Source organism: Psychrobacillus sp. INOP01 (assembly GCF_018140925.1).
Lineage (GTDB): Bacteria > Bacillota > Bacilli > Bacillales_A > Planococcaceae > Psychrobacillus.
Map to the genome: position 1 here is coordinate 1,459,999 of NZ_CP073315.1, position 26,815 is coordinate 1,486,813.

The following is a 26,815-nucleotide window of genomic DNA, read 5'->3' on the forward strand; positions in this document are numbered from 1 at the left end:
TTATTTCCTATTATTTAGTCTGACGTTAATGTCATAAGATTTTCTACTATTACTATTTAACCCTTTGATAAATACGTTCTTTTTCCGCTATTTCTTGATAATTTTCCATGACTTGAGAGAAACGGAGCGTTTCTTTGTCCCCCAACCCGAGGAACCCCTGAGGACTTATACTCTCATAAAACAGATTTTGCACCTGCACCTGAAGCTCTGAAGTAAAGTAAATAAGGACATTTCGGCATATAATAACATGAAACTCATTGAACGATTGATCTGTCACAAGGTTATGCTGCGCAAAGATAATATTTTCTAGTATCGATGGGTGGAAATAAGCATATTGATGATCTGCTTTATAGTATTCAGAAAATGCATAATTTCCTCCTGCAAGCATATAGTTTTTGGTATATGCTTGCATTTTTTGGATAGGAAAAGCTCCTTTGCTAGCTTTTTCTAATACTTGTTCATTCATATCCGTTGCATATATAACTGTTTTGTCCTTGAGTCCCTCTTCTTCTAACAAAATTGCCATGGAGTATACCTCTTCACCTGTAGCACATCCAGCATGCCAAATACGAATCTCTTGATACTCACGGAGAATAGGTACTACTTCTTTTCTAAAAGTTTTAAAGAAGCTTGGGTTACGAAACATTTCTGTTACATTGATAGAAAAATCATTTAGCATTTGTTCTAAAAAATTCTCTTCATGTATCACTTTTTCTAGTAAGCCTGTGATCGTCTCAATGCCACTAATATTCATGCGATTGTGAATACGACGAGAAATGGAAGATCGATTGTATTTCCGAAAATCGAATCCTGATAAGCGATAGATTGCTTCCAGCAGGAACTCGATTTCCAAGCCTTCATGTTGTACATCTACGCCCTCAAGTTCCATATTTTCATATTGGTTGTCCATCTCTTAACCCCCTTAAGAAACTAACCATACTCGAAGAACTGAGAATAGTTGAACTAAATTTAGCGGTTTACTGATGTAGTCTGAAGCACCGGCTTCTAGACACTTATCTCGATCATTTTTCATTGCCTTGGCTGTTAAAGCTATTACAGGCAATTCTTTAAATTGTAGATCATTTCTAATTCTAGACATCGTTTCATATCCATCCATATTCGGCATCATGATGTCCATTAGTACAATATCAATTTGAGCATTGCTCTGTAATATATCCAAGCATTCGATGCCATCTTTGGCTACAAGGATATTCATTCCTCTTCTTTCAAGGGCCGTTTTAAGAGCATATATATTACGGTAATCATCGTCAACGATTAAAATATTTTTGTCTTGGAAGACATTCTCATGATCATGCAAAGAAGCCAGCACTTCATCTTTTTCAATTATTTTTTGCTTCTGTATCTCTGGATTAACGAAGTCTGTCACAAAATCTGTGTGCAGCTCCAATGATACCTGTGTGGCTGCCACCTCTGAATAACCTATATTTAGATGTTTATCTAGAATAAGGCCGTTCGGAAGACTTGGAACAATTAGTTTAAATATACTACCTACACCTTCTTCACTTTGCAGAGTAATCCAACCACCAAGTAGCTTAGCAAACTCTTTACAAATAGATAAACCAAGACCTGTTCCGCCATACTTACGAACGGTTGCCCCATCCGCTTGCTGGAATGATTCAAAAATGAGTTCATGCTTGTCTATAGGTATACCAATACCTGTGTCGGCTATCGATACTTCCAACCAATCTTTACTTATTGCTCTCATTTCCTCTGTTTGCAATTGGCTATCAAATTGTTTAATAGTTAAAGCAACGGAACCTTGTTTTGTGAATTTAAAAGCATTTGATAGAAGATTTTTTAAAATTTGTTGAAACCTTTTTTCATCTGTAAAGAAAAGGTCTTTTACATCCTCCGCTTTGAAAATATGAAATTCTAAATTTTTCTTCTGTGCAACAGGAGAGAATACATGCTCCATATGTACAGGTAATTCACTTAAATTCACTTCTTCAAATAAAACTTCGATTTTACCTGCCTCTACCTTAGAAAGATCTAAAATATCATTTATTAATGAGAGTAAATCTTCCCCTGAAGAATGTATAACATTTGCAAATTCTGCATCCTCATCTGTTAAACGTCCTTGTTTGTTTTCTGCTAGCATTTCCGATAGTATCAGGATACTGTTCAAAGGTGTCCTCAATTCATGAGACATATTTGCAAGAAACTCCGATTTATAGTTTGAATGAAGTGTAAGCTGCTCTGCCTTTTCTTCTAATTCTTGTCTAATTTTCTCTAAATCTTCGGATTTTGTTTCCGCATCCTTTGTTTTTTCTTCTAACTGTTCATTAATTTGTGTTAATTCTTCCGTTTGCATTTGAAGTTCTTCAGATTGAGTTTGTAGTTCTTCTGACTGTACTTGTAATTCCTCTGTCATCGCTCTGGATTCGTTTAGTAGTCGAACAATTTCCATACGATCCATTACGCTATTAATCGATAATCCAAAGGTTTTCACAATTTGATTTACTAAGTCCTGCTGTATCTTACTATATTCAGAAATGGTAGCAAGTTCCATCACCGCAATGACGTCCCCTTCAAATAATATTGGAACCATAAATATACTACGAGGAGGTACCTCCCCTAGACCTGTAGATATATAGCGATAATCCTTTGGTATTTCATTAAATACAAAGCCTTGTTTTTCTAGTGCACACTGTCCAATCAAGCCTTGCCCTAAATGAAAACTTTCTCTTCCAATTTCCTTCTGGGGAGAAGTATCGGCAAAGGATGCTTTCTTAATGAAATAATTCTCGTGATCATTTTTTTCTCTTACATAAAATGCACCAAAAGAAGAGTTGGTTAATGTAGCTATTTCAGACATAAATACTTTTGCAAGTGCATCTATAGAAGCAACACCCTGATATTTTGTTACAATTTCAGCAAGGCTTGTTTGTAACCATTCTCGATCATCCAAGTTATCCAATAGCTCATTTGTTGCACTTGCAAGGTCATTTATTTCATCTTTAGTGCTTACATGTATTCTTTCTTTAAGATCACCATTTTCAGTGGCAATCTTTTTAATGGTTTTCGTTACTTCATCAATTGTTCTAACAATCGACTTTGAAACCTGACTTGATATTATTATCGCAATTATAGAAACAGCAAGAAGTAGTCCAAATAATCCCACAGTTAATGTATTATTTCGACTATCTAACTCCCGGGCTCTAGCTTGTGCACTTTCTATTTCGGATTCACGGAAATCATTAAACTGGTTTCTAATAGATTGCATGTATTCGCGACCACGATCATTTACATAGAATTCTTGGATGGCAACTTCATTGTTATCCCTTTTAAGTCTTATCGCGTTCTCACCAGCCTCCGCAATCCATAGGTCAATTGTTTCTCTTACCACCTGTAGTTTTTGTCTCTGGTTCTGTTTATCCTCCATTAACTGATACAGTTCCTCGAATTCAATCTGCCATTCACCAGCTGCTTTGTAGTAAGGCTCTAAGTAGATTTCATTCCCTGTGATAACAAATCCTCGCTGACCTGCCTGCATATCCATCACAAACTTTTCTACATTATTTGTCAATGTTTCTACTTCATTATTATATTGTAGAAGATAATTTCTTTCTTGCTGAAGTGAACGAATTTGATTATTCAATATAATAACGGAAGCAAATAAACAAACAATAATAATTATGTATCCGATGGTAATCTTAGAACGTATACCAAATTTCCATTTATTCTCCATTTAATTCCTACCTTTATTTTAGATTTTCTATTTTAATACTATATTAAGTGTCATTAAAATAACAGTGTTTCCTAAGACTGTATTTTAAGCAATTGAGACAATTTTATAAGTTGCTTTTAAGAATATGTAGATTATTGTTTTGTTCTTTTTCTTGGTTATTAAAAACTGGGTTACTAACAAATTTTTTTACTCTGCTGAGGTTGTTCATGTCAGCAAAAAAGTTCAGCACCTAAAATTGTAGTAGTTTATAAGGTTGGTAAACGGCAATGGAAAAAACATGAACGATTAACTATATTTCAATGGGCTAATCACGTTGTTGTTCTTGCTCTAGGAGTAGTTACGGGGTTTCTCGGCAACGAGTTTCGGCGTTTAAGATGTGACAGTGGACCTCTTCCTTAGATAGCTAATATGGTAAGAACTCTTCCGAAAGGATTCGAATGTTTTCCGGGATAAGGATGGTCTTGATTTTGCGGAAAATTAAGATGCAGACCCAAATGTAATACTTGCACCTTACTCTTGAATGCAACTCACATCGGTATGGGGTAGAATGCAAACAACTTCTCATAGGCACGGGACATGGTTTATGAAAATTTAATCCAGTATTCTTAGATTAAAGACATAAGAAAAACCGGGCTCTACCTGTCCTCTTTGTATTTCGCTTTAAAATCTTCAATAGTTAATTACATACCAATCGAATTCTAGGACATATCCAAGTGATTAGAAAGTTTCTTCTAATCCCTATTTATTGTATTATAAATTTTTTCATGAAAATTTAAAAAACGCATTTAATTAGCCACAGCTTAATAAATGCGTTTTAAATATACAAATATGTTCTATTCAAAGAAAAATACCAGGTTCTCATTGACTTCTCTAAGTTATTCCATAATATACCATCACTAATTAATCATTAAACTGACCCTGCTACCGTTCTACAATGTTGCAGAATGATCGTATTATAGATGCACTTATCCCGGTTGATCAATTTGACCTGCCATTCCTTTATTAAGCTTATCTCAAAAGGATAGTTGAACAAGGACTTCAAACCGTTTCCGTAACGTACGATTATTTTGCAATCTGGATGGACTTTAGATTTTAATTCCTCTATAATCTCCTGCTTCTCTGGCACAAGAGATGCAATGTATATATGGGTAGCTGTTTTTAGAAATTCAGGGTGTCTCAAGTGACTGTCCGAATAATGAAGGATTCCATGTAAGCCTAGAAACTGCGCTAACTCTTTCCCGTAGTGAACGGCTTCACTGTCAATATCCGTGCAAACTACTTCCGCACTAGTTTCCTTGGCAATAGTAAAAGCCGTTAAAGGAAAAGCACCGGCACCAATAAATAGAACTTTAGCTGTCCCATCAATTTGGGCATAACTCCTTTCTTCGTTAACTGATGCAGATAAAAGGGAGAGATACAGGTCCATATCCAATTCTTCCGTATATACGTATAGTGCTCTCATTTTTTCGACCATGCATAATGCTACAGAGGATGTTTCTCTTAACCTCTCTGCGCTTTGCTTGACATCTTCACGGTCCTCCCACTGTTTCCAATGCTTCTCATTCTCATCACAAATTATAAATTCACAAAGGCTATCAAGTTTTGCACCTAATAGTTCCAATCCTTTGGGAGCATTATTGGCCGTTGTCATCAACTGCTTAATTTCATTCTCAAACGAGTCCAATAAATCCAGCAATTCAACATAGCTAACCATGGACAGTCCTTTCATCTCCTCCAATTCATTTCCACACCCAGGTTAGGAGTATATGATAAGGAATTAGCCATTTATGTCTACGTTTTGTGTGCCTATGAAACATGGAATTTCCGCTCCATCAGTCCTGCAATAATTTCATAAGAGCTGAGCTAATCCCATCAAATCATCGTACTCTTTTCATCTCGATTGCATTTGTTTACCTTTAATAATTGGCTTTCCATTCAATTCTCGATTCTAATATTGGATATATCTCCTCCCAAGAAAAAAGTTGCTCGATATGATATACACCAATTCGGAAGTCTTTTTTACAATATATTCAAAAAAGGGGGGGAATGAATATTCTCCTTTTTCATTCCCCCCCCCTCTTTTTATTCAGTTCAAAGCCATTAAACTCTTATACTGCGATCGATTATTCTAGAGAGTCACTCTTATTTTAAGAAGTTCATAAAGTTAGCGAATGAAGCTACTAAATCTTGATAGTATCCTACTATTTTATCTTTTAAAGAGATTTGGTCGGATTCCTTTTCTACCACATTTTCACTTATTTGTTCTGTTTCAGTAGCCAAATTTACTTCTTCATTAACTGTTTGTACTGGTTTTTCTAGATCTGACACTGTATTTTCCACTGATTCTACGGTTTCTTGCTCTGGTGTTTCTACTTCAGAAGGTTGCTCTTCATTTTCTACAACCACTGGGCTTTCTAGATTAACGTCAGTATCATTTGTTAGATCTGTATTTGTGTTATCAACAGAGATGTCTTGAGATGCATCTGCCTCTAAAGTTGTTGTATCTCTTTCATCAGTATCAGCAGATACATCGGATACTACATCAATGGTTTCAACGTTTTCAGATTCTTCACTTGTTTGATCTAAATTTTGTTCAATAAGGGTTTGATAGTATCCAATAACACTTTGATAGCCATCACCGATAAATTCATAAGATTCATCTACCCATGTACTAGAGTCATCTTCTTGATTTTGTGAGCCATCTACTTGGTCATCTTCAGTTGCTGGTGCTTCTGTTTCTTCAGCTACTATGTCTTCATCAACTGCTTCTGTATCATCTTCTACGCCTTCTTCAGTTGTTGGTGCTTCTGTTTCTTCAGCTACTATGTCTCCATCAACTGCTTCTGTATCATCTTCTACGCCTTCTTCAGTTGTTGGTGCTTCTGATTCCTCAGCTACTACGTCTTCTTCAACTGCTTCCGTACCATCTTCTACTTGGCCGTCTTCAGCTGTTGGTACTTCTGTTTCTTCTGCTACTATGTCTTCATCAACTGCTTCTGTACCATCTTCTACGCCATCTTCAGTTGTTGGTGCTTCTGTTTCTTCAGCTACTACGTCTTCTTCAACTGCTTCCGTACCATCTTCTACTTGGCCGTCTTCAGCTGTTGGTACCTCTGTTTCTTCCGCTACTATGTCTTCATCAACTGCTTCCGTACCATTTTCTACTTGGCCATCTTCTGTTGCTGGTGCTTCTGTTTCTTCCGCTGCTGTATCATCACTTATTTCGCCTTCTTGTGGCACATCATTATTTGTTTCATCTATATTATCATTATTATCTGGATCATCATTAGTTTTGCCGGAATTAACTTGAGCTAGTTTGCTAACTAGTTCACCTTTTTCAGGAGATCCTGGTAGACTTTTTGCTAATGCAGATACTTCCTGTCCATGATTTTTCACTTGTTCAATAACTTCCGGATTTGCGCCCTTTGTATCAAGCTCTGCTGCAGAAATAGGTGCACCTGCTGCTAAAAAGGTTGCAGCCACCATTGAAGTTGACATTACTAGTGGAGCTACTTTCTTCGACAATTTTTTATTTGCTTTCTTAGAATCCATTTGTTTTTTATTCATTACTTGATCTCTCCTAATTCGTATTTTTCTACTGATAGGATGGATTTTTCATAAATTCCTTTATTTATCGTTTCACCTCTTATCAGCCTGAGTAAGTTTATTACTCAAATTTTCCGGCAGCACCATCATCTGCCTGCCTTGAATATAACAAAGCTTTGTTACCATTTAGTGTTACTCTGATTAAAAAAAATGACGCTTCCATTACGTATTTATAGAATTTTGCAATATATGAAATAATATATAAAGCCCCAAAAAACTCTATTCTAAAAAAGTGATTGCGCTTTCATATTTGTTCTCTCTGATATTTCAATTGTTTTCCCACTCCGTATAATTTGAATAAAATGCTCCAATTATACTTTACAAATAAAACTAGAAAGTAAAAATTATCAAAACAATATAACGATTATTTATTAAGTGTTTATATTAAATCATCTAATAGCATTCCTGTAGTTGTCAAAAATAAGAGTATTCTCACTGTTTCTCTCAAACCATTGCCATTCCTGCCCCTTTTACATTGAATTGAAAAAACAGACACATTATTTTTTGTGTCTGTTTCATTAATTAAATACCGTTATTATTCAGTAACATTTGTAGCCTATGGATACAGTTTGATTTAATTACTTAATAAACCCTGATAAAAGAGCAAATAGAAACGGTACAACTAAGAATGGCAAGACTGCTTGCTCTTGTAAACTTAAATCTCGAATTAACCCCACTCACTTTACGACATACACATAATCGCTTCTTACGGAGTCCGGTGTAGCACTGGAACAAATCATGGATAGACTTGGCCATTAAGATGATCAAATCACCAAGAATGTCTATCTCCACACTACAAAAAGAATGAAAAAAGAAGCTTCCCAAAAGTTTGCACAACTAATGGGAAGCCTCAATTCCTTGATTTTCCCGAATTTATTAATCATTGCTAGCTCGGTAAAGTTTCTCTTGGATTGAAAACGAATGAAATCAATAAGTAATGTAAGGTTTTCAGGAGATGTAAGGGTTCCATTCTTCTGATAACCAACCCATGGATAAAACTAAAATCTACATGGAGATAATTTTTTCGCAATAAGTGATGTTCAGGTGATGAGCTATTTATTATCATAACGTACTAAGCCGTAGTTCATAAAAATACTGCACAGCTGGATGCTTTAACTTCATCTGCTCAGTCATGTTCAAAATTCGTTTTTTTCCAACCCGTCTGTCCACCAAAGCTAGGATATTCAATAGGATATCATTGCTCTCTATGCTTTCCTCTATAGAAGTGGATAAGAAGTTATTAGCTACAACGATAAAATTTGATTTACTTAATGATGACTGCGCTGACAAAATCTCCTTAGCATATTCTGATAATTTTCTACCCCTTGCAATTACTAGTAGACGATCCTCCGGAACTGTCCCCTTAGTTTGTTTTCTTACCGCTTCAATCTCCTCTTTGTTGATAGGAATTTGGATATCTGAATCATTCTTAATTTCCAGCTCTGTCAGATACCATCTGATTAAGGTAGTTTTATCACTCATATTGAGTACATTCTTTTTATCTACCGCAATATAACAAAGTCCTGCTTTATCAGGTAAATAACGGTAGCTAGTTGCAGTGTATTCAATCCTTCCATATAATGCAGGACAGAGAAAACTCTCCAGATTTTGCTTCAATTTGCTCCAGGCCATGTAAGTCTCCTTAAATTTTATATTTTAAATATTTGTTGAGGCAGTCATTCTATTATCCATAATACAATAACCAACACATCGATCATACTAAATACTAGGTTTAAGTGTGACTTGAATTTCTGATGTATCGATAATAGTGAGCGAATAAAATTTCCAGACTGATAAGACAATAACTATAAGTAATTTAAACATTCGACTTAAGACAACAATATGATTTAAAAAGATATATCGAGCATATCGCCTCAATAATAATCATCCGACCACAAATAAGAGGTGGCCCATCAGAGTCACCTCCTTTGTGTAGCACTCGAACAAATCATGGATAACTCGGCCATTCAGATGATCAAATCACCAAGAATGTCTATCTCCATGTGACAAAAGAAATGAAAAAAGAAGCTTCCCATTAGTTTGCACAACTAATGAGAAGCCTCGATTATAATCCACTATGTTAGCATTTCACTTTCACATTACATACAAACCCTATATATCAAGGGTTGCAGCGGCTTATTACATCATGCCGCCCATTCCACCCATATCAGGCATACCCATGCCGCCGCCTGCTGGTTCTGGAATATCTGCTACTACTGCTTCTGTAGTTAAGAATAATGCAGCTACAGATGCAGCGTTTTGAAGTGCTGAACGAGTAACAAAGCCGTTCTTTCACAATTTATTAGAGAGATACCACTTCTCAATAAATTTAATATGTTTCTATTATGAAGTATTTGTTGCATTTTGTGAAGTAGTATCTGTAAATAGACGAAATAACCCCTCATTCATATTTTCCACATAAATAAAGCCAATATAATAAATGGCTACTTTTCCATCTTATCTAAATCTCTTTGGAGATTTTCTCTCATTATATGTAATTCATCTGTACATTCATTACTTGCAAGATAAAGTTCGTCCCTAGTTTCAATATAATGTTGATGTGTTTCTTTATTTTTAAATGCACTATTAAATTCTATCTCTTGTACCCTGTAATGCACAGCAAAGATTTTATCTATATCTGTAATCCGTTTAATTTCAAATCGATTTACTTCCCCGTCTCTTTACACTAATTATTTTGAAAATAGTTCTCAACTTCAGAAAAAAGTATATAAAAATAGAGCAGCCATACTTCTGCTGCTCCCCTTTCCACATTACTCTATTTTCTTTTTTAAACAAAATATTAATATCTGATATCAGAAAGGATATCTAACATTTTTTCTGTTCTTTTAATCTTTTTAGAAAAATCACAAGTGTAATCTTTTATAGAAGATTTATTAAATGAGAGCAAAAAAGCTCTGTATCCAGCTAAATAATTTATTATTTGAATCCTAGTTTCTGGGATACTCTTGGATAAATCAAATAATTCTTCATTGACTGTTTTTAGTCTTTGCAAAAACTCATTAAAAGTTCTAGGATATCTTTTTACACCACTCTTATATTCAAAAGTGTATAGGAGTGTATTTAATTTTTTCATTTTATTCCTCGTTAGAGTTACTCTTGAGGATATTACATAACCATTTAAAATTATTTTATTTTCGGCTATTATAGTTTTTTTGGAATTAATTTTTAATTCAAAATCTATTAGGATGTCTTTTAATCTACCAAGAAAAAACGGCTTAGCTACTTCTTGATTATTTGATGAAAATAACATATCATCTGCATACCTTGTATAAATTACATTAAATTTTTCACAGTATTTTTTTATTCTTAAATCTATTCTTCTTAGCAATAAATTAGACAATTGAGGAGATGTTATTGCACCCAGAGGAACACTCCCATTAAGAGTTGTGATATATATTAGTTCCTTTAATACTCTATCTTTTTCTTCTCGATTTTTTATATCAACATATTCTGATAAAGTATCTCTTACTAAAGATTCTTTTAACGAATTAAAAAAATCTTTTATATCTACCTTTAAATAAAATTTACTCCCGCAATGTGGAAGTAAAAAATCTAAATAATTCTTTCCCTTAACAAATCCACATACACAATCCGCTAGAGGAATATTATCTAAAAAGTTATTTGAGATTTTTTTTTGGAGATTATGTAATACACTATTAGTTTTAATAGCATTGATTTTTCTAACTTTTTTGTTTACCAATATATTAAACTCTTCATAAAAGTTATTACTATCTTCTGTAAGGGGAACGCCATCAAAAATATTTAATCCTAAAATCTTACCGTGAAAGTAATCTTCACTATAAATTGGTTTTTTAATATAAATTCTCTCCCTTTAATAAAAATGAAGTAAGTACTTCCTGGAAGCGATGCTGCTGCAGAATACAGCGGCTAAACGCCGGAGCAAAAAGTAATATTATTCCCTTGGTTTTTCAAAATTGCAATGAATTTGTCGGTTCAAAACAAATGCTACAAGGGTGGCTAACTAAACTTTTAATGAAAAGATAACCACTTAGCTACTTACTTCATTATTACTTCTAACGTTTTTATTATATCAGCAATTTCTGGAAATAAAATAGAAAATTGAGATTTTTGGTTATCTTTTTTAAATCCACTAAATATGTCATCTATAAATAATGTCATCCATCCGGAACCTTTTTGTAATTTTTCTAACTTAATCGCTATTTGATAACCCTCTTTTATACTTTGTGTTGTACTTTTCCCTGCTCGCTTTTCATTCAATCTAAATAAAGGCTCTAAATTTCCTTCTATAATAGTTTTTAGAATATTAATTTTATAGGAAATATTATCATTTTTATCATATGCTTCTTTTAATTTCACCTTATCCGAATAACTGCACCCATCTCCCATTATCCATTGATAAAAGTAAGTATAATTTGATTTATTTACAACTGAACCTTCAATTGTTGTATTTACAGGATATACATTATAATTTTTGCAATATGCTTTTATTAAAGCTCTGTATTCATAAAATAATTTATCACTAAATACAAATTTGTTTTCATCATAATTGAAGTTAACTTTATTTGAAATTCCTTTAATTCTATTTCTATAATGTAATAATATACGTCTTTCCCCATAAAGAAACTTTTCTCTTTTTATTATTTCTAAATTTTTTAACGGATTATAAGTATCTCCTGAAATAGAAAATTGTTTTTTATCATTATCATATTTTATTATTTTATCCATATCTAAGAGAAGTAAGTATGGTATATCTAAATTCCGCTGAAATGGGTGGGATACATCTAATGAAATGTTATTAGAATTATATGTAAAAACTTCTATTTCTTTTAAAATAGGATATAAGTTTTGAAGATATTCATTACTGAATAACTCAAATTCTGTAACACCTTCAACAAATAATATTCCATTTGCAAAGTAATAACTAGCTTCCTTGTCACTAATTACTTTATGACTTTTTTTATTCTCTAAATTCATAATTTTTCTAACAGATGTTTTAAAATTTATTTCAGTCAACTGAAAAATATTAACATCTTTAGTAACTAAAGAATTTTTAAGTACACGAGGTGAATGTGTTGCCAAAATTGTTTGAATTACCTTATTTTGTCCGGCTATTAATTGCATAAGTTCATCTATTAAGTTTGGATGTAATCCTATTTCTGGTTCATCAAGAATTACTATTGGATTCTTAACTTTACTATTGTGAAGTAAATCCAATACTGTATAAAAAATCCTTAAATAATTATAGGAATTGTATCCTTTTGAATAAAAATTTAGTTTATTCTTTTTAAAATTAAATTTATCACCACCAAACTTTAATTTGTATATTTGTTTAAACTTTTCACTATTACTATACGATTGTACATTATATTCTAACCTGTCTATCTCGCTTTTTAACTGAACTAGGTATTCAAAATATTTTGTCCCATAAATTTTTTTTAATATTCCATCGAATTCTTTTGTAAATTCTTCCTCTTTTTCGCTTCTTCTTTGACCAAACTCACCAATTATGTCCCAAATATTTTCCCAATCATATAAATCTAATGTTCTTACATCTATATAATAAATTGGGTATAAATATTTCAGTAACTTTCTAATTTGATAATCATGACTCCAAAGTATTGTATTATTTTTATACTGCTTAAATGTCAATGTTATACTTGAATCTCCATTTTCATTAAGTAAACTAATTTTATTAAAGAATTCTTTTCCTATATTTTCACTTTTGTTTCCAATTTCGATAAATTTACTTAAATCGAATTTAACACTAATTTCCGCATAGCTATTATAAGGATTATTTTTATCTATAATGTTATTATCAATATTAGTCTCAACCAAGTTTTCGTAAAAGTAATAAAGATATTTTTGAATGTTTGTTTTACCAGCTCCATTTTTACCAATAAGAACGTTTAATTTTTCTAAATCGATAAATGTGTTCTCTAAACTCTTAACATTTTTAAATCTAATATTTATGATTCCCATAATTGTCTCCTATGAATTCATATAAATAAAAGTATTTTATTTCCCAATTAAATATATCATATTGTGGTACCATTATTATCATATTATTTAAAATGTTCCTTAAATAAAATTGTGATTTCATAGACTTCAAAAAAAAAATTGTTCGTATAAATAGTAGATTCTATATAAAAAGGAGCAGTCCACTAATATGGCTGCTCCTAAAATCTATACTTTGAGTGTGTGAAAATACTTGCCCCCCCTGCCTACTTGGATAATACCTATTGAAAAATTGGAAAATAGCTCCCCTCCTAAACCTCTGAACGCCCATTCTATAGGTATTTAAGTCATACCATTTTCAAATAAAATCATTATTTTATAGATATTTCTTCTATTCACATGTATGCTTTGAGCTAAAAGCATACATTCAATATTTTCTGTTGAACAATTTATTATTAAAGGTTTGGAAATCATTAATGAATTAGGTATCCCATATAATCTTGCAACTGGGTGTTTATGTTAAAATAAATATAAGATTGTGAAAGTGTTCACTTAAACTAACGCCGCAGTTTAGTTGAATAAGAAGGAGTATATAAAAAGTTGTCGAAGTTGAGATAATATGAGGAATATTTATGTACATGGAATAAGGAGGGGGTATAAATTTGGTGAAAAGTTTACTTCTGTATTTATTGCTTGTAATAGCAATATCACTTCCGTTTATTATTATTAGTTCTAATTTCGGTTTTGTAACAGGGGGACCTCCTGGAATCGTTGGGTTGGTAAATACAATTGCTTTCTTAATCGTTTGGTTAGCTGTAAGTATGATGATGGGATACAAATTAAAAAGAGGATTTAATTTAATTATTCTTATCTATTGGGGCTTGCTTGCACTTATATTTTTCCCAATAACAAATACATTAGAAGTTTCCAAAGAATTGATACCGTTGGTATTAGTGTTTCTAATAAGTCCTCTTTATGGGGTATCTGGCTACCTATCTACTGATGAGATTGTTTTTATCGGAATACCTATTTGCGTGTTCCTGTGTTTTTTATTTTTCTTTGGCGGAAAAACTATTAAAAATAGGAAATTGGTTCAAAACTAAATTTGGACTCTTCAACTAACGAGGTGCATTACTTCAAGAAGGAGTAATGCTTTTTTCTTATTGAAGTAACGCAGCAGTTTACTTGAATAAGGTTAAATATTTACTTTGTTGTATAAAAGTGTAAATTAGGAGTTTTTGATATTTAAATAAGGAGGTTGATATCATGAAAAAAATGATTTTGTTATTAATAGGAATTATTCCTTTTGTGTTAGGTTTTCTCATGAATTCTTGGTTGATGCAAAATCCAAATAGTATATTACCATTTAAATTAATAGGAATTACATTTCTTGTTTTTTGGGTATTCGTTGGATTTATAACTTGTAAGTTTGAAAAAACACCATATCATTCGGCGCTCTTTATCCATACACCTGCTGTAATCGCCCTCTTATTATTAACGTATCAAGATATGGTGTTAGAACAATTTTGGCCTAATATGATTGGATTGGCTACCCAATTTTATTACTTACCGTTGACTAATATTTCTAGCTTCATCATTGGTGGAGGATTATATGTTCAAATGTGGACAGCAAGCGTAGTGGCCTTTTTACTAATGTATGGTTCATACTATTTAGGGTGTTATTTGAAAAAAATCCTCAGCAGTAAATAGTGAACTGTATTTAAATTAAGCATCTATTTTTCTTCAACTAACGAGTGCTTTAGTTAAAAAAGGCAGGAGAAAATGAGCTTTGTGATGCTTCTACAAGCTCTACAACTATCAGCTAAATTTCTATATATTGCAAAATGGAGGGTTTATCTTGAAATGGATTTTTATTTTAATTAGCGCCATGGTATTAGCTGCTTGTAGTGATTCAAAACCATCCATAAGTAAAGAAGTTACAGTGGATAACAAACAAACACAAGTATCTGAGTCATCTGAAGAAATTGATGTTATTGAGCCAGTAACAGAGGTAAGTGAATTAACACCATTAACTTTAGACGATTTTAACAATCGTTATGAACTTGATACAGAATATAGTGAACCGTTTATAAATGGCAAATTTGAATTGAAAGATGGTTCTATTGTATATGCAGATTGGTATTTTTATTTAGAAGGGGAAACCTTTGATTATGCAACTGGTACATTTATAGATGGTCAACTTGTTCAAGCTCAACTGGAATTAAAGGACGGAGTAAGTAATGATGATATGTTATCTGAGTTAGGTTTATCTAAAGAAATAGATTATGAACTGAATAAGAAAACAAATATTATAGATGTGGTTATTGATGAGCGTTTTGACGATGCAAATATTAGTCGTCTTCCTAATGAGTGGGATTAATAGATTATGTCCAATTACGATGTCATTCATCAATATTCCTCTATCGAATCCCATCGAGGTTGATAATACAATATTAGTGTAACCAAATTATTAGGTTTATTAGGGGTTTTGTACATGTCTAATAAACTAAAAACCTATTCGAGAGCTAATTTACTTCGATAGAACTGAAATATTCGAGGAGCAGATTACAGAAAATAGCGGATATATAAGGGTTTTCATCAAATAGTATTATTTAATTTAGTACCCTTATCGTTATTTAACAGGATATTTTCTGTACAATTATTTGCTCCATTACACTTCAATTCTTCAATGACTAATACCTTTTCTTTCCTTCTAAGTACCTTTCGAGGACAATTTGCACATAAAAGACCTACATTTGATTTTAAAGCCTTTTTTTCTTCATAGTTGAAAAGATAGGTTATTCTCTGTCTTTTTGAGGAGAAACCAAGATGCTAAGTCCTTGTCTCTCTCCGTAATCCCACATTTTCACCCATGGATATGTGTTCTCTGGTAGATAGAAAGTTCGTTCTTCAGATGGATAAATAATAGTCATTTCGCATTTAGTACCATGTTCTTTTGTTGCAGGATGTATACTTACCTCCCTACCAGTGTCATTGAAATATATAAATTTCATTAAATTCACTCCTTTTTTTACAATAACCACCCCCTCTGTCAATAGGGAAAGTACTTATTTTACAAATCTGATGGAAGATAACTTACATAAACATCGAGTAATTCTTGTGAGACTTTAAGTTGTAGAAATAAAGTTTCGTTTCGCTGTTCGAGAGACTTTATATCATTTTTTAACTCGTCATCAGCTAACAATTCTTCATTAGAAATAATCCAGTTTATTTTATGTTGATTACGAACCAATTCAATCAATTCTGATGTTACATCAGTAACATGATTATTACTTAAACAGAGTTGTATTATATTTTCATTTCTGTTAGTCATTAAAGACTGTAATAATTTGTGAGGCTCTCCAAGGACTTTATTTCTATAAGAAGGTTTTAATGCATATAAATCTGATTTCTTCTTGACATTAAAACATTCTAAGAGTAATTTAATGCATTTCTTATGGTGCTCCATGATTTCCTCAACTGTTGTAAGCTTATCAAACTTATTGAACTGTTCCACCAAGTAATTTGGATGATTTCTAAGTGATTCTATGTCCATTGATGTATAGCCTATAGCACTTTCAGCAAGCCAAAAACCCTTAGGTGTTTGATTATAAATGAGAATTAAATATGTGTCTTTTTCTAAATACTTATCATAACCAAGAGGAGAAATAAACGTCCAACCTTCATATCCGAAAGTAGCATAGAAAGTATAGCCGTCGAATTCTATTTTCTCTTCAGGTGTAGCTTCTTCAGTTCTATTGAGAAGTTCACTTAGTTTTTCTGATAAAGGTTGTCTACGTTTTAGAATAGTAGTTATCGAATCAATATGGTCTTCGTATAAACTATAATATTCCTGGATGAACACTGTATGTTTAGCCCCTTCTATTGACTTTTTAGCATGCTGAATCAGTTGATTTATTACATTTTGTTCGTCTTGCTTTATAGCTAAGTACATCTTAGGACTATTAAAGCTGTTTTCCTTAAATAGAGGGGAAAAATTATTTAGCATATGTTTCACTCCTTGATTAGTTTATTTCTTAAATCAGAGGATAAAGCAAAAAAACATCAATACTTTTAGTACTCTATTCTTTCAGTTCTTATTATTAAAATCTCTTAGTCTATTCTATAATTTAATGGCAGCTGCATTACAAAGTGCGTAATGCAACTGTTTGCAAAGCGAAGAGCACGCTTTACAAAGAACATTATCATTATCATTTTCATTTGGTCACTTGGTCATTTTTAAGATTCTACTAATATATATAAACATTAAATTAGACCATTAATTTTTTTCTCTCCTTCATAATCCACAGGTATTTCATCACCACTAGGAAATCTAAGGAGTTTTTTTACTATCCAAGCTTTTTTATCCCCTATGCCATTCCTTCTACTGTCATAGCACTCTATACGATAAGGTGTTCTTTTTTTTCCAAGCTCTCTGTTTATTGGCACTATAGTTTTAACAAAACCATTGGAACTCTTAAAATCTAAAATCTCAGCAAACTCATTTTTGGCTTCTTTATTTTCGATGACAATCGATTCTTTATAATATTTATCAAGTAGTTCTCTAGCCTTTTTATTAAGGTACCTATCATGCAAAATACTATCTGTCTTATTGAATAATTCTTCAATGTATTCCATATAACCACTTGGCTTGGATTTAATGTCTTCAATAATTTGCTTTTTATATAAAATATTTTTGTAAGCTAAATCATTTATCCTTAATTCATATGTACCATTTCCTAAAGGTTCATAATAAACTATTTGAAATTCATCAGCATTTCGATAATAATTTTGAGCGTATGCATTTTCTCCATTTTCTTTTAGGAAAGTTACATGCTGTAATTGATTGGTTAAGCGTTTAGAATCATTACCTAATATGCTAGAAGTTCGATTCCTTAATAAGAGTTTCACATGGTCATCTTCATTTTCTAATCTTTTTCTACCTAAGCATTGAATCAAAGTTTCAATGTCTCCAATATCTGCAACTATACAGTCTAAGTCATCATCAAAAATACTTACTCCTGCATCTAGCGTTTGAGTAGTAAATAAGAATAGGTCATCAAATTTTTGACTACTTAGAAGTTTTACTTTCTTGTCTTTATCCATTTTAGGAGCAAAATTAGTGTTTCCCTCGCTACATACAAACATGCTAATTTCTTTAAATTGTTTATAGACTTCATAGCTCTTCTTCGCTGAATCCATAAAAATAATGGATTTAATATTATTTTGAACTAAGTAGTCTAACCTCTTAGATAACTCTTCTTCAGTAATATAGAACTCCAAACTTTTAATGAAGTCATACGAAATTTCTATTTCATAATTTATTACATCAATTTTTAAACTCTCTTTAATATATTGTTTAATAAAATAGTTTGTTGCACTCATTAATACAATCGTTGCTTGTTCTCTATGAGCAAGTAGTGCATCCAAAGCCACATCAGTATATTTATTGAAATTAGAATCATTAGAAAAGTAATGGTACTCATCACAAACAATATAATGATATTTGGTTAAATCTATTGGTTGTTTCTCTAAGATTTTTCTTTGTAATTCTTGATAAAGCATTAGTTCTATAAAATCATCTTTATTTTCCGATTTTAGTTTTACTTCAAACTGTCTTAATGTATTTGCTCGGTGAACTAAAAACAATATTTTCACTTTTTTACTCTTTGCTAAATTATATAATTCATTTTTGATGAATTGGCTTTTCCCTTTGCCTGTTCCAGCCGTTATTGTTACTAAGTCCCCCAACTTCCATGATATATATTCATTTCCAATCTTCTCAGCTACATACATTCAAAAAGCTCCTTTTTTCTTGTTAAAGTTGTTAATGAATTATAAATCCTTTAATCATTTCGTTATATATTGTCAATATCAATCTTCAATCTGAAAAGTTTTTATACTTCTATTAGTTCTAATAGTATGTATAAATCTATTAAAAAGCAACTAAAATAAGGTAAAAAGATATAAATAACTTCCAATAAGTGCTATAATTTAATTATAGCACTTAAATTTCTTAAATCTGTATATAAAGCGTTACAAACAACATTGAATATCTATGGATTATATTGGTCAGTCCACTATATAGAAGGCTTAAAATTGATTCTAAAGGCTTCTGGAAGTTAGGTATGAGATTAGCTCTGTAGGAACCACTGCTCTTTTGAGAAATATAAAAAAGAACCCAATCTAGTGAAAGACTGGATTCTTAGTATTCTTAAAAATGAGCTATATAGAGTGAAGTGAACTGATATTTACACTTGAACTCTTTACTCTATATATTTAAGTTATTCAATGGATTATGTTTATCATTCTGCTCTTTAAGTTCATTTCCCCACATCGCTACATATCGCATTGTGACATTGATATTTTTATGTCGCATCATCTTCTGAATTGCAAAGGCTGACATACCGCTCATGGCTAATCTATGGCAAAAAGAATGTCTAAAAGTATGAGCTGACACACGAACATCTTTAAAATTCATGTGATTCTGTAAGTTGTTAAACAGTTGTGTTATTGAGTTATCGGTCATCTGTGTATTATCACGCTTCAAGAATACATATTCATTTCCTTGTCCAAAATGATTCTTACAAAAAACTTGGTACACTGAAAGTTCTTTGGCAAGCTTCTCAGTCATAAATACTGTTTCGTATTGACGATTTTTACCGTATACATTCATCGTTAAACTTGGCATATCAACGTCTGACCATTTTAGATTAATAACCTCTTTGCGACGCAACCCCGTTCCAAGTAACAGCATAATCAACAGATACCCACGATAACTAAAATAACTCTTCTCCTTGCGTCTTAAACTTCGATAGTAAGCTAACATCTGATATATCTGTTCATCTGTAAAAACATCAATTTTTACATCTTCTTTTTGTAACTTTACTCTTCGCCCCATATTTTCACTTACTATTTTTTCTTCGATGAGGTAATTGAAGAATGCTCGGATTCTGAGAATCTTCGTATTAACAGTATTCGGTTTATTCCCTCTCTCTTGACAATCTAGCAAATAATTACGTACATGATGATGACCAACCTCTTCAATGTTAATGACACCTTGTTCAAGACAATACTTAATAAACTGCCCTAAAGTCATCTCATAGTTCTTAATGTTTGTTTCGGTTGTGTTCTTAAACTTCCTGTCCGCTAAAAAGTCTTGATAAGCAAATTTTAAAAGCATAAAAAATAACCACCTCTCTAATTATGAGAAGTGGTTATACCTTTACTAATTAATTGTGATTTACACTACTTCACAGAAAGTGATGTAAAAAAGATTACATCATGCCGCCCATTCCACCCATATCAGGCATACCCATGCCGCCGCCTGCTGGTTCTGGAATATCTGCTACTACTGCTTCTGTAGTTAAGAATAATGCAGCTACAGATGCAGCGTTTTGAAGTGCTGAACGAGTTACTTTAGTTGGATCTACGATACCTGCGTCGATCATGTTCACCCATTCGCCTGTTGCTGCGTTGAAGCCGATACCAACTTCTTCGCGTTTCAAACGATCTACAACGATAGATCCTTCAAGACCTGCGTTGTTAGCGATTTGACGAACTGGTTCTTCTAATGCACGAAGTACAATTTTCAGACCAGTAGCTACGTCGCCTTCTTTGGTTTCTGCTAATTCTGCAACTTTGTTGTATACGTTCACAAGTGCAGTACCACCACCAGCTACGATACCTTCTTCTACAGCTGCGCGAGTAGCATTTAGAGCATCTTCAATACGAAGCTTGCGTTCTTTTAGTTCTGTTTCTGTTGCTGCTCCGACTTTAACTACAGCTACACCACCAGCTAGTTTAGCTAGACGTTCTTGTAGTTTTTCTTTGTCGAATTCAGATGTTGTATCTTCTAATTGAGCACGGATTTGTGTTACACGACCAGCGATGCGATCCGACTCTCCGTTACCCTCTACGATTGTCGTATTGTCTTTAGATACAACAACTTTAGAAGCGCGTCCTAACTGTGTAATATTAGCAGATTTTAAGTCTAGACCTAAATCTTCTGTAATTACTTCAGCTCCAGTTAGAACTGCGATATCTTCTAGCATTGCTTTACGACGGTCACCAAATCCTGGAGCTTTAACAGCTACAGCATTGAAAGTTCCACGTAATTTGTTTAATACTAGAGTTGCTAAAGCTTCCCCTTCTACGTCCTCAGAGATTAGTAAAAGTGGTTTGCCTTGTTGTACTACTTGCTCTAGTACAGGAAGGATTTCTTGAATACTTGTAATTTTTTTATCTGTTATTAAAATATATGGATTATCTAAAATAGCTTCCATTTTATCGGAATCTGTCACCATATAAGGAGATGCATATCCACGGTCGAACTGCATACCTTCTACTACATCAAGTTCTGTAGTGAACCCTTTAGATTCTTCAATTGTAATAACGCCGTCGTTACCAACGCGTTCCATTGCTTCAGCGATTAAATCACCAACTTCAGAATCTCCTGAAGAAATAGCTGCAACTTGAGCAATAGACTCTTTGCCTTCGATTTGTTTAGAAATTACTTTTAACTCTGTAACTGCTGCAGCAACTGCAAGGTCGATACCTTTACGGATTCCTACTGGGTTAGCACCCGCTGTTACGTTTTTCAATCCCTCACGAATCATTGATTGCGCTAATACAGTAGCAGTAGTTGTACCGTCACCAGCGATATCGTTTGTTTTAGAAGCAACCTCTGCTACTAATTTAGCACCCATATTTTCAAATGCATCTTCCAACTCGATATCTTTTGCAATTGTTACACCATCATTTGTAATAAGTGGTGAACCAAATTTTTTCTCAAGAACAACATTACGTCCTTTTGGTCCAAGCGTTACTTTAACAGCATCTGCAAGTTTATCTACACCACGTAGCATTGCGCTACGAGCGTCTTCACTGAATTTAATTTCTTTAGCCATATGTTAGTTACCTCCTGAATATATTTTCCAAAGTTTTATTAGCCAATGATAGCTAGAACATCGCTTTCGCGTAAAATTAAATAGTCATTGTTGTCATATTTCACTTCTGTACCTGAATATTTAGAGAAGATGATACGGTCTCCCTCTTTTACGTCAAGTTCAACGCGAGTGCCGTTTTCAAGTACTCGTCCAGTTCCTGTAGCAACAACATTTCCTTCTTGCGGTTTTTCTTTAGCAGAGTCTGGAAGTACGATGCCAGATGCTGTTTTTTCCTCAGCTTCGATTAATTCGATTACGATACGATCACCTAATGGTCTTAACAAGTGAAACTACCTCCCTAAAATAGTAAAATATAATATTATTAGCACTCTTACTCTTCGAGTGCTAACCCACTTATAATAATAATTAATCACAGAACATTTTGCAAGTGAGAAGCTATCTTTTTCTTTTATTTTCTATTTCCGATACAATAAGTGAAGAAGGTACATATAGAGAGGAATAAAAATTTTCATGAAACAACAAAAAACTGGTATCTACATTTTAATCATCTACTGTGTTATGCAATTATCAGGAGCTGTGCTTGTGCCAATCCTGCCGTCCCTTTATAAGTTATTAGAAGCAAGGGGCGTGGAAAATCCAGCAATTATTATTTCTGGTTGGTGGGTATTTCTTAGCATGGGAATCGCCACATTAATCACCCTGTTAATCATCCGAAAAGACAATACATACTTGAAACCATTAAAGGGTAAGCCAAGTCCAACCCTTCAAACAATCGGTTGGGGAATTGCCGGTTTTTTTCTAGTATTTGTTGGCCAGGGTATTGCAGCTAGTATTGAACTTAGATTTGGTGTTGATCCTGGATCAGAGAATACAACACAATTTATCGAAATTGCCCACGCCGTTCCTTTAGCTATTTTTTCTATCGTTATTTTTGCTCCTATATTAGAGGAGCTCATATTTCGACGCATCATTTTCGGAACTCTATTGCCAAAAACGAATTTCTTTGTAGCTGCTTCTGTCAGTGCAATTGTTTTCGGAATTATCCACTTTGACTTTACGCACATCCTACTATATGCGGTTTCTGGGTTTATATTCGCTTTTATCTATTACAAGACGAAGCGGATAATCGCATCTATTATTTCGCATATGCTATTAAATGGATTTGTTGTACTCGTTCAATTTTACGGAGAAGACATTCAACAGTTTTTTGAGCAATATTCAAACATGCAGTTAATATTTTTTCATTAATTTATGTTGAATTTAACTATTGGCGGATTTTAACGTTGGCGGCAGCTCCTACGTAAAAGCGACGTGATTAGACCCCGTAGTCAAACTTTAGCGCACTAGGAGGCTCAGCATTTCGCCCATGGAAAGCCTCCGCCATAAGCGAAGATCAACAGTGGATTTTAAAAGAGTTTTTCATCAATAAAAGCCTTTGACCTAATAGCATTGTGGTCAAAGGCTTTTTTTGTTATTCAGTAAGTTCGTTTCTTATTAAATAAATAAGGGTCTGCAATTCGACAGAAAGATCGATTGTATGTACTCGGATAGCGTCGGTTGTTTGTAAACGAATGGGCGTAAAGTTTAATATTCCTTTAATCGAAGAAGCCTCCAATTGATCAGCAACTTGCTGCGCAGATCGACTTGGCAATGTGAAAATGACTAGTTCAATTCCGTATTCATCTAACTTTTCGAGCATAACACTCGAATGATATACAGGAATATCACTTATTGTCGTTCCATCCACTGGAGCTTTTGTATCAAATGCCACAACAATTTTTGTATTGTGGTTTTTTTGGAAATTATATTTTAGAAAAGCAGTTCCCAAACTACCAACCCCAATGAGAGCCACATTCGCTGCCTCATCCTGGTCGAGTGTTTTACGGAAAAACTCAAGTAATGTTGGAACGTCATAACCGTAGCCTTTTTTTCCAAGCGCACCAAAATGAGAGAAGTCTCTTCGGATTGTAGCTGAATCTATTTTCATCGCTTCACTCAATTCCTGTGAAGAAACTCGTTTATGTCCAGCATTATGAAAGCTTTGTAAAAATCTATAATATAAAGGTAGTCTTTTCGTAGTTGCTTGAGGAATTCTCGGTATTTCTGGTTTCATAAAAATCCTCCTAGTTTAGTCAAACAAATCGTTATTATCTTACTAGACATTTCTACCATTGTAAAGCTATGGCGTTGCAACAACAAGCCCTATCTATTACACTTAAGTTAGAATTGAGGTGCGAATAATTGTGATCGTTTTACAAGTCAATCAAATAACAAAATCCTTTAACGGCGAAGATATATTAACAAACGTAAAGCTAGAGGTTCAGGATCGTGACCGGGTTGCCCTTGTGGGTAGAAACGGTGCCGGAAAATCTACTTTACTTAAAATAATAGCAGGTGAAATGTCATACGATTCAGGCGAAATCATTATGCCTAAAAATATTCGTCTTGGCTATTTAGAGCAACATGCAGGACTCGAATCCAAGCTGTCCATCTGGGGGGAAATGATGACGATCTTCAGTCATCTTATTAACTCAGAAAAAGAGCTTCGTTCCTTAGAATCACAAATGGCAGACCCTTCTATATATGAAGATACTGAGGTTTATGCGAGAGTGGCAGCAACGTATGATGAATTACAGCTGGCCTTTAATGAGGCTGGTGGTTATCGCTTCGAATCAGATATCCGCTCCATCTTACATGGCATGCAGTTTTTCCCAGATGATTACGATAAGCCTGTCCAAGCATTATCAGGAGGGCAAAAAACGAGGCTAGCACTAGCTAAAATGCTTCTAAGCAAGCCAGACTTACTTATTCTCGATGAGCCTACCAACCATTTGGACATTCAAACGCTAAGTTTTTTAGAAAACTATTTGAAAAATTATAATGGCGCAGTTCTTATTGTGTCGCATGATCGATACTTTTTAGACCAGGTAGTCAACTTTGTGTACGAAGTATCTCGTCATAATGTAGCAAGATACGTTGGCAACTATAGCTCCTACTTAACGCAAAAAGCAAAAAACTATGAGTTAGATAGAAAGAAGTATGAAAAACAGCAAGAGGAAAAAGCAAAGCTAGAGGATTTTGTCAGTAAAAACCTAGCACGTGCCTCTACTACTAAAATGGCCCAATCTAGACGTAAGGTTATCGAAAAGACAGATTGGATGGATTCACCAGATGGAGATGAAAAATCTGCCTCATTCGGGTTTACTATCGACCGTCCTAGTGGCAATGATGTGCTCCGTCTAGAGGAAATCGCAGTCGGTTATCCAAACAAGACCGTTTCATCTAATATATCGTTTTCTGTATACAAGCAGGATCGAATTGCACTCGTTGGACCAAATGGGGTCGGAAAATCGACTCTATTAAAAACAATTATGAAACAACTGGAGGCTGCTGGAGGGAAAATCCAGTACGGTACAAATGTCCAATTTGGATACTATGACCAAGAACAAGCAGCACTAACTGGCAATAAAACTGCATTACAAGAACTATGGGATGAATGGCCGTTGATGAATGAAAGAGATGTCCGTACCGTATTAGGTCGTTTCTTGTTTACAGGGGATGATGTACAAAAAACGGTATCTACATTATCCGGTGGTGAAAAGGCAAGACTTGCTCTTGCAAAACTAATGCTTTTAAAAGCGAACACCCTTGTACTCGATGAGCCTACCAACCATCTAGACTTAGACAGTAAAGAGGTTCTTGAAAATGCATTGCTCGACTTTCCAGGGACTATCATATTCGTATCCCATGACCGATATTTCATCAACAGAATTGCAACAAAGGTTATTGAATTAGCAAGCGAAGATGCAACTCTATTCCTTGGAGATTATGACTATTACTTAGAGAAAAAAGAAGAAATGGAAGAGCTTGCTTTAGAAAATGCCGTAGTTGAAAATACGGTAGTTACGAAAGTGAACACATCCACAATAGATAAAGAAGCAAAGAAAAAGGAACGCCAGCTTCGACGTCAGCTAGAGGAACTAGAAAGTCAGATTCCAACCGTTGATGCGGAAATTGCTTCGATTGAAGAAAAGCTATGTGACCCTGAAATTTTCCAAGATCACGAAGCTGTTCAACGATTGCAGCGTAATCTGGATGAGCTTAAAGAAAAACAAGATGAGTTGTCCAATGAATGGTTAGAATTACAGGAGCAACTAGAAGAAATAGCACCATAAAGAAAAAAGGTAGTGAAACCAATTCGTTTGGCTTTACTACCTTTTCTAATCCCTTTTATTTTACTCTTTTTCATTCCTATTTGTAGTTGATTCATTTATCCATATATCTAAAGACTTTTTTGAAAAGATATACTCCCCATATACTTTTGAATAAGGGAACATCATACCAGAAAATGAACCATAGTTATTCAAGTGTGTTTTTTCCTGACTAATAATTGCCTTGATCGATTTTTCACTTATTTTCAGATAATCAGATGCTTCCGATAATGATAAAACTTCATCAACAAATTGGTAATTCACAACTTCTACTTCCGAGTTCTGTTGATGCATAATCGCATTTCCTATCCAAAAACCACTGAAAGCTATTGAAATAGCTAATATTACGATAGAATATTCCTTTTTCATAAGTCACTTCCCCTTGATATTCGTGAATGTAGATGGACATTACTTCTCCGCTT

Annotated in this window: 20 protein-coding genes and 1 pseudogene; 5 read left to right on the forward strand and 16 right to left on the reverse strand. The window is 33.5% G+C overall.

Annotated elements, in window-relative coordinates; genetic code table 11:
- Positions 1 to 52: 52 nt before the first annotated feature.
- The 8 genes and pseudogenes from KD050_RS07350 to KD050_RS07380 form a co-directional block, all read right to left on the reverse strand.
- Positions 53 to 910 carry a CheR family methyltransferase gene (locus tag KD050_RS07350; protein WP_211895543.1) on the reverse strand — a complete coding sequence of 286 codons (858 nt, stop codon included), beginning with the start codon at positions 908 to 910 and terminating at the stop codon, positions 53 to 55.
- 12 nt (positions 911 to 922) lie between these two features.
- The gene (locus KD050_RS07355; RefSeq protein WP_211895544.1) at positions 923 to 3,709 is read right to left on the reverse strand and encodes an ATP-binding protein; all 2,787 of its coding nucleotides are present in this window, start codon (positions 3,707 to 3,709) and stop codon (positions 923 to 925) included.
- Between the two features lie 907 nt (positions 3,710 to 4,616).
- Positions 4,617 to 5,438 carry a nicotianamine synthase family protein gene (locus tag KD050_RS07360; RefSeq protein WP_235753977.1) on the reverse strand — a complete coding sequence of 274 codons (822 nt, stop codon included), beginning with the start codon at positions 5,436 to 5,438 and terminating at the stop codon, positions 4,617 to 4,619.
- A 413-nt stretch (positions 5,439 to 5,851) separates the two neighbouring features.
- Positions 5,852 to 7,276 carry a hypothetical protein gene (locus KD050_RS07365; RefSeq protein ID WP_211895546.1) on the reverse strand — a complete coding sequence of 475 codons (1,425 nt, stop codon included), beginning with the start codon at positions 7,274 to 7,276 and terminating at the stop codon, positions 5,852 to 5,854.
- Between the two features lie 1,101 nt (positions 7,277 to 8,377).
- A complete protein-coding gene (locus KD050_RS07370; RefSeq protein WP_211895547.1) occupies positions 8,378 to 8,947 on the reverse strand; it encodes an SF0329 family protein in 570 nt (189 codons plus the stop codon).
- A 507-nt stretch (positions 8,948 to 9,454) separates the two neighbouring features.
- Positions 9,455 to 9,595 (reverse strand): annotated as a pseudogene (locus tag KD050_RS21500) (hypothetical protein); the annotation flags it as partial.
- A gap of 520 nt (positions 9,596 to 10,115) precedes the next feature.
- A complete protein-coding gene (locus KD050_RS07375) occupies positions 10,116 to 11,036 on the reverse strand; it encodes a reverse transcriptase family protein (RefSeq protein ID WP_211895548.1) in 921 nt (306 codons plus the stop codon).
- Positions 11,037 to 11,353: 317 nt separating this feature from the next.
- Positions 11,354 to 13,297: a retron Eco8 family effector endonuclease gene (locus KD050_RS07380; protein WP_211895549.1), complete on the reverse strand. Its 1,944-nt coding sequence runs from the start codon at positions 13,295 to 13,297 to the stop codon at positions 11,354 to 11,356.
- A gap of 638 nt (positions 13,298 to 13,935) precedes the next feature.
- Here KD050_RS07380 and KD050_RS07385 point away from each other — a divergent pair.
- The 3 genes from KD050_RS07385 (at position 13,936) to KD050_RS07395 (ending at position 15,653) form a co-directional block, all read left to right on the forward strand.
- On the forward strand, positions 13,936 to 14,376 hold the full coding sequence (locus KD050_RS07385; RefSeq protein WP_211895550.1) for a hypothetical protein: 441 nt from the start codon (positions 13,936 to 13,938) through the stop codon (positions 14,374 to 14,376).
- A gap of 163 nt (positions 14,377 to 14,539) precedes the next feature.
- Positions 14,540 to 14,983 carry a hypothetical protein gene (locus KD050_RS07390; protein ID WP_093533805.1) on the forward strand — a complete coding sequence of 148 codons (444 nt, stop codon included), beginning with the start codon at positions 14,540 to 14,542 and terminating at the stop codon, positions 14,981 to 14,983.
- A gap of 148 nt (positions 14,984 to 15,131) precedes the next feature.
- Positions 15,132 to 15,653 carry a putative periplasmic lipoprotein gene (locus tag KD050_RS07395; protein ID WP_211895551.1) on the forward strand — a complete coding sequence of 174 codons (522 nt, stop codon included), beginning with the start codon at positions 15,132 to 15,134 and terminating at the stop codon, positions 15,651 to 15,653.
- 418 nt (positions 15,654 to 16,071) lie between these two features.
- Here KD050_RS07395 and KD050_RS07400 read toward each other — a convergent pair whose 3' ends face one another.
- The 6 genes from KD050_RS07400 to groES all read right to left on the reverse strand — a co-directional run bounded on the left by KD050_RS07400 (position 16,072) and on the right by groES (position 22,505).
- Complete coding sequence (locus KD050_RS07400; RefSeq protein ID WP_211895552.1) at positions 16,072 to 16,287, reverse strand: hypothetical protein; 216 nt, start codon at positions 16,285 to 16,287, stop codon at positions 16,072 to 16,074.
- 59 nt (positions 16,288 to 16,346) lie between these two features.
- Positions 16,347 to 17,282, reverse strand: a complete 936-nt coding sequence (locus KD050_RS07405) for a hypothetical protein (protein ID WP_211895553.1) — start codon at positions 17,280 to 17,282, stop codon at positions 16,347 to 16,349.
- A gap of 257 nt (positions 17,283 to 17,539) precedes the next feature.
- Positions 17,540 to 19,069 carry a DEAD/DEAH box helicase family protein gene (locus KD050_RS07410; protein ID WP_211895554.1) on the reverse strand — a complete coding sequence of 510 codons (1,530 nt, stop codon included), beginning with the start codon at positions 19,067 to 19,069 and terminating at the stop codon, positions 17,540 to 17,542.
- A gap of 475 nt (positions 19,070 to 19,544) precedes the next feature.
- Positions 19,545 to 20,456: a tyrosine-type recombinase/integrase gene (locus tag KD050_RS07415; protein ID WP_211895555.1), complete on the reverse strand. Its 912-nt coding sequence runs from the start codon at positions 20,454 to 20,456 to the stop codon at positions 19,545 to 19,547.
- A gap of 94 nt (positions 20,457 to 20,550) precedes the next feature.
- On the reverse strand, positions 20,551 to 22,182 hold the full coding sequence (groL, locus tag KD050_RS07420; protein ID WP_211895556.1) for a chaperonin GroEL: 1,632 nt from the start codon (positions 22,180 to 22,182) through the stop codon (positions 20,551 to 20,553).
- Between the two features lie 38 nt (positions 22,183 to 22,220).
- The gene (gene groES, locus KD050_RS07425) at positions 22,221 to 22,505 is read right to left on the reverse strand and encodes a co-chaperone GroES (RefSeq protein WP_211895557.1); all 285 of its coding nucleotides are present in this window, start codon (positions 22,503 to 22,505) and stop codon (positions 22,221 to 22,223) included.
- A 187-nt stretch (positions 22,506 to 22,692) separates the two neighbouring features.
- On the opposite strand from groES, the gene KD050_RS07430 reads away from it, so the two are divergent.
- Positions 22,693 to 23,430 carry a CPBP family intramembrane glutamic endopeptidase gene (locus KD050_RS07430; RefSeq protein WP_211895558.1) on the forward strand — a complete coding sequence of 246 codons (738 nt, stop codon included), beginning with the start codon at positions 22,693 to 22,695 and terminating at the stop codon, positions 23,428 to 23,430.
- Between the two features lie 223 nt (positions 23,431 to 23,653).
- Here KD050_RS07430 and KD050_RS07435 read toward each other — a convergent pair whose 3' ends face one another.
- Positions 23,654 to 24,295, reverse strand: coding sequence for a redox-sensing transcriptional repressor Rex (locus KD050_RS07435; RefSeq protein ID WP_211895559.1), 642 nt, complete (start codon positions 24,293 to 24,295; stop codon positions 23,654 to 23,656).
- Positions 24,296 to 24,425: 130 nt separating this feature from the next.
- Here KD050_RS07435 and KD050_RS07440 point away from each other — a divergent pair, with 130 nt between their 5' ends.
- Complete coding sequence (locus KD050_RS07440; protein ID WP_211895560.1) at positions 24,426 to 26,357, forward strand: ABC-F family ATP-binding cassette domain-containing protein; 1,932 nt, start codon at positions 24,426 to 24,428, stop codon at positions 26,355 to 26,357.
- Between the two features lie 60 nt (positions 26,358 to 26,417).
- Here the strand turns inward: KD050_RS07440 and KD050_RS07445 are convergent, their stop codons facing one another.
- Positions 26,418 to 26,762: a helix-turn-helix domain-containing protein gene (locus KD050_RS07445; protein ID WP_211895561.1), complete on the reverse strand. Its 345-nt coding sequence runs from the start codon at positions 26,760 to 26,762 to the stop codon at positions 26,418 to 26,420.
- Positions 26,763 to 26,815: the final 53 nt, after the last annotated feature.

What these genes read in the sequence shown, in the direction of transcription:
- KD050_RS07430 (WP_211895558.1), top strand. Translation starts at nt 22,693, where the DNA reads ATGAAACAACAAAAAACTGGTATCTACATTTTAATCATCTACTGTGTT.
- KD050_RS07365 (WP_211895546.1), bottom strand. Translation starts at nt 7,276, where the DNA reads ATGAATAAAAAACAAATGGATTCTAAGAAAGCAAATAAAAAATTGTCG.
- KD050_RS07380 (WP_211895549.1), bottom strand. Translation starts at nt 13,297, where the DNA reads ATGGGAATCATAAATATTAGATTTAAAAATGTTAAGAGTTTAGAGAAC.
- KD050_RS07370 (WP_211895547.1), bottom strand. Translation starts at nt 8,947, where the DNA reads ATGGCCTGGAGCAAATTGAAGCAAAATCTGGAGAGTTTTCTCTGTCCT.
- KD050_RS07390 (WP_093533805.1), top strand. Translation starts at nt 14,540, where the DNA reads ATGAAAAAAATGATTTTGTTATTAATAGGAATTATTCCTTTTGTGTTA.
- groL (WP_211895556.1), bottom strand. Translation starts at nt 22,182, where the DNA reads ATGGCTAAAGAAATTAAATTCAGTGAAGACGCTCGTAGCGCAATGCTA.
- KD050_RS07400 (WP_211895552.1), bottom strand. Translation starts at nt 16,287, where the DNA reads ATGAAATTTATATATTTCAATGACACTGGTAGGGAGGTAAGTATACAT.
- KD050_RS07410 (WP_211895554.1), bottom strand. Translation starts at nt 19,069, where the DNA reads ATGTATGTAGCTGAGAAGATTGGAAATGAATATATATCATGGAAGTTG.
- KD050_RS07445 (WP_211895561.1), bottom strand. Translation starts at nt 26,762, where the DNA reads ATGAAAAAGGAATATTCTATCGTAATATTAGCTATTTCAATAGCTTTC.
- KD050_RS07360 (WP_235753977.1), bottom strand. Translation starts at nt 5,438, where the DNA reads ATGAAAGGACTGTCCATGGTTAGCTATGTTGAATTGCTGGATTTATTG.
- KD050_RS07350 (WP_211895543.1), bottom strand. Translation starts at nt 910, where the DNA reads ATGGACAACCAATATGAAAATATGGAACTTGAGGGCGTAGATGTACAA.
- KD050_RS07355 (WP_211895544.1), bottom strand. Translation starts at nt 3,709, where the DNA reads ATGGAGAATAAATGGAAATTTGGTATACGTTCTAAGATTACCATCGGA.
- KD050_RS07435 (WP_211895559.1), bottom strand. Translation starts at nt 24,295, where the DNA reads ATGAAACCAGAAATACCGAGAATTCCTCAAGCAACTACGAAAAGACTA.
- KD050_RS07405 (WP_211895553.1), bottom strand. Translation starts at nt 17,282, where the DNA reads ATGCTAAATAATTTTTCCCCTCTATTTAAGGAAAACAGCTTTAATAGT.
- KD050_RS07415 (WP_211895555.1), bottom strand. Translation starts at nt 20,456, where the DNA reads ATGCTTTTAAAATTTGCTTATCAAGACTTTTTAGCGGACAGGAAGTTT.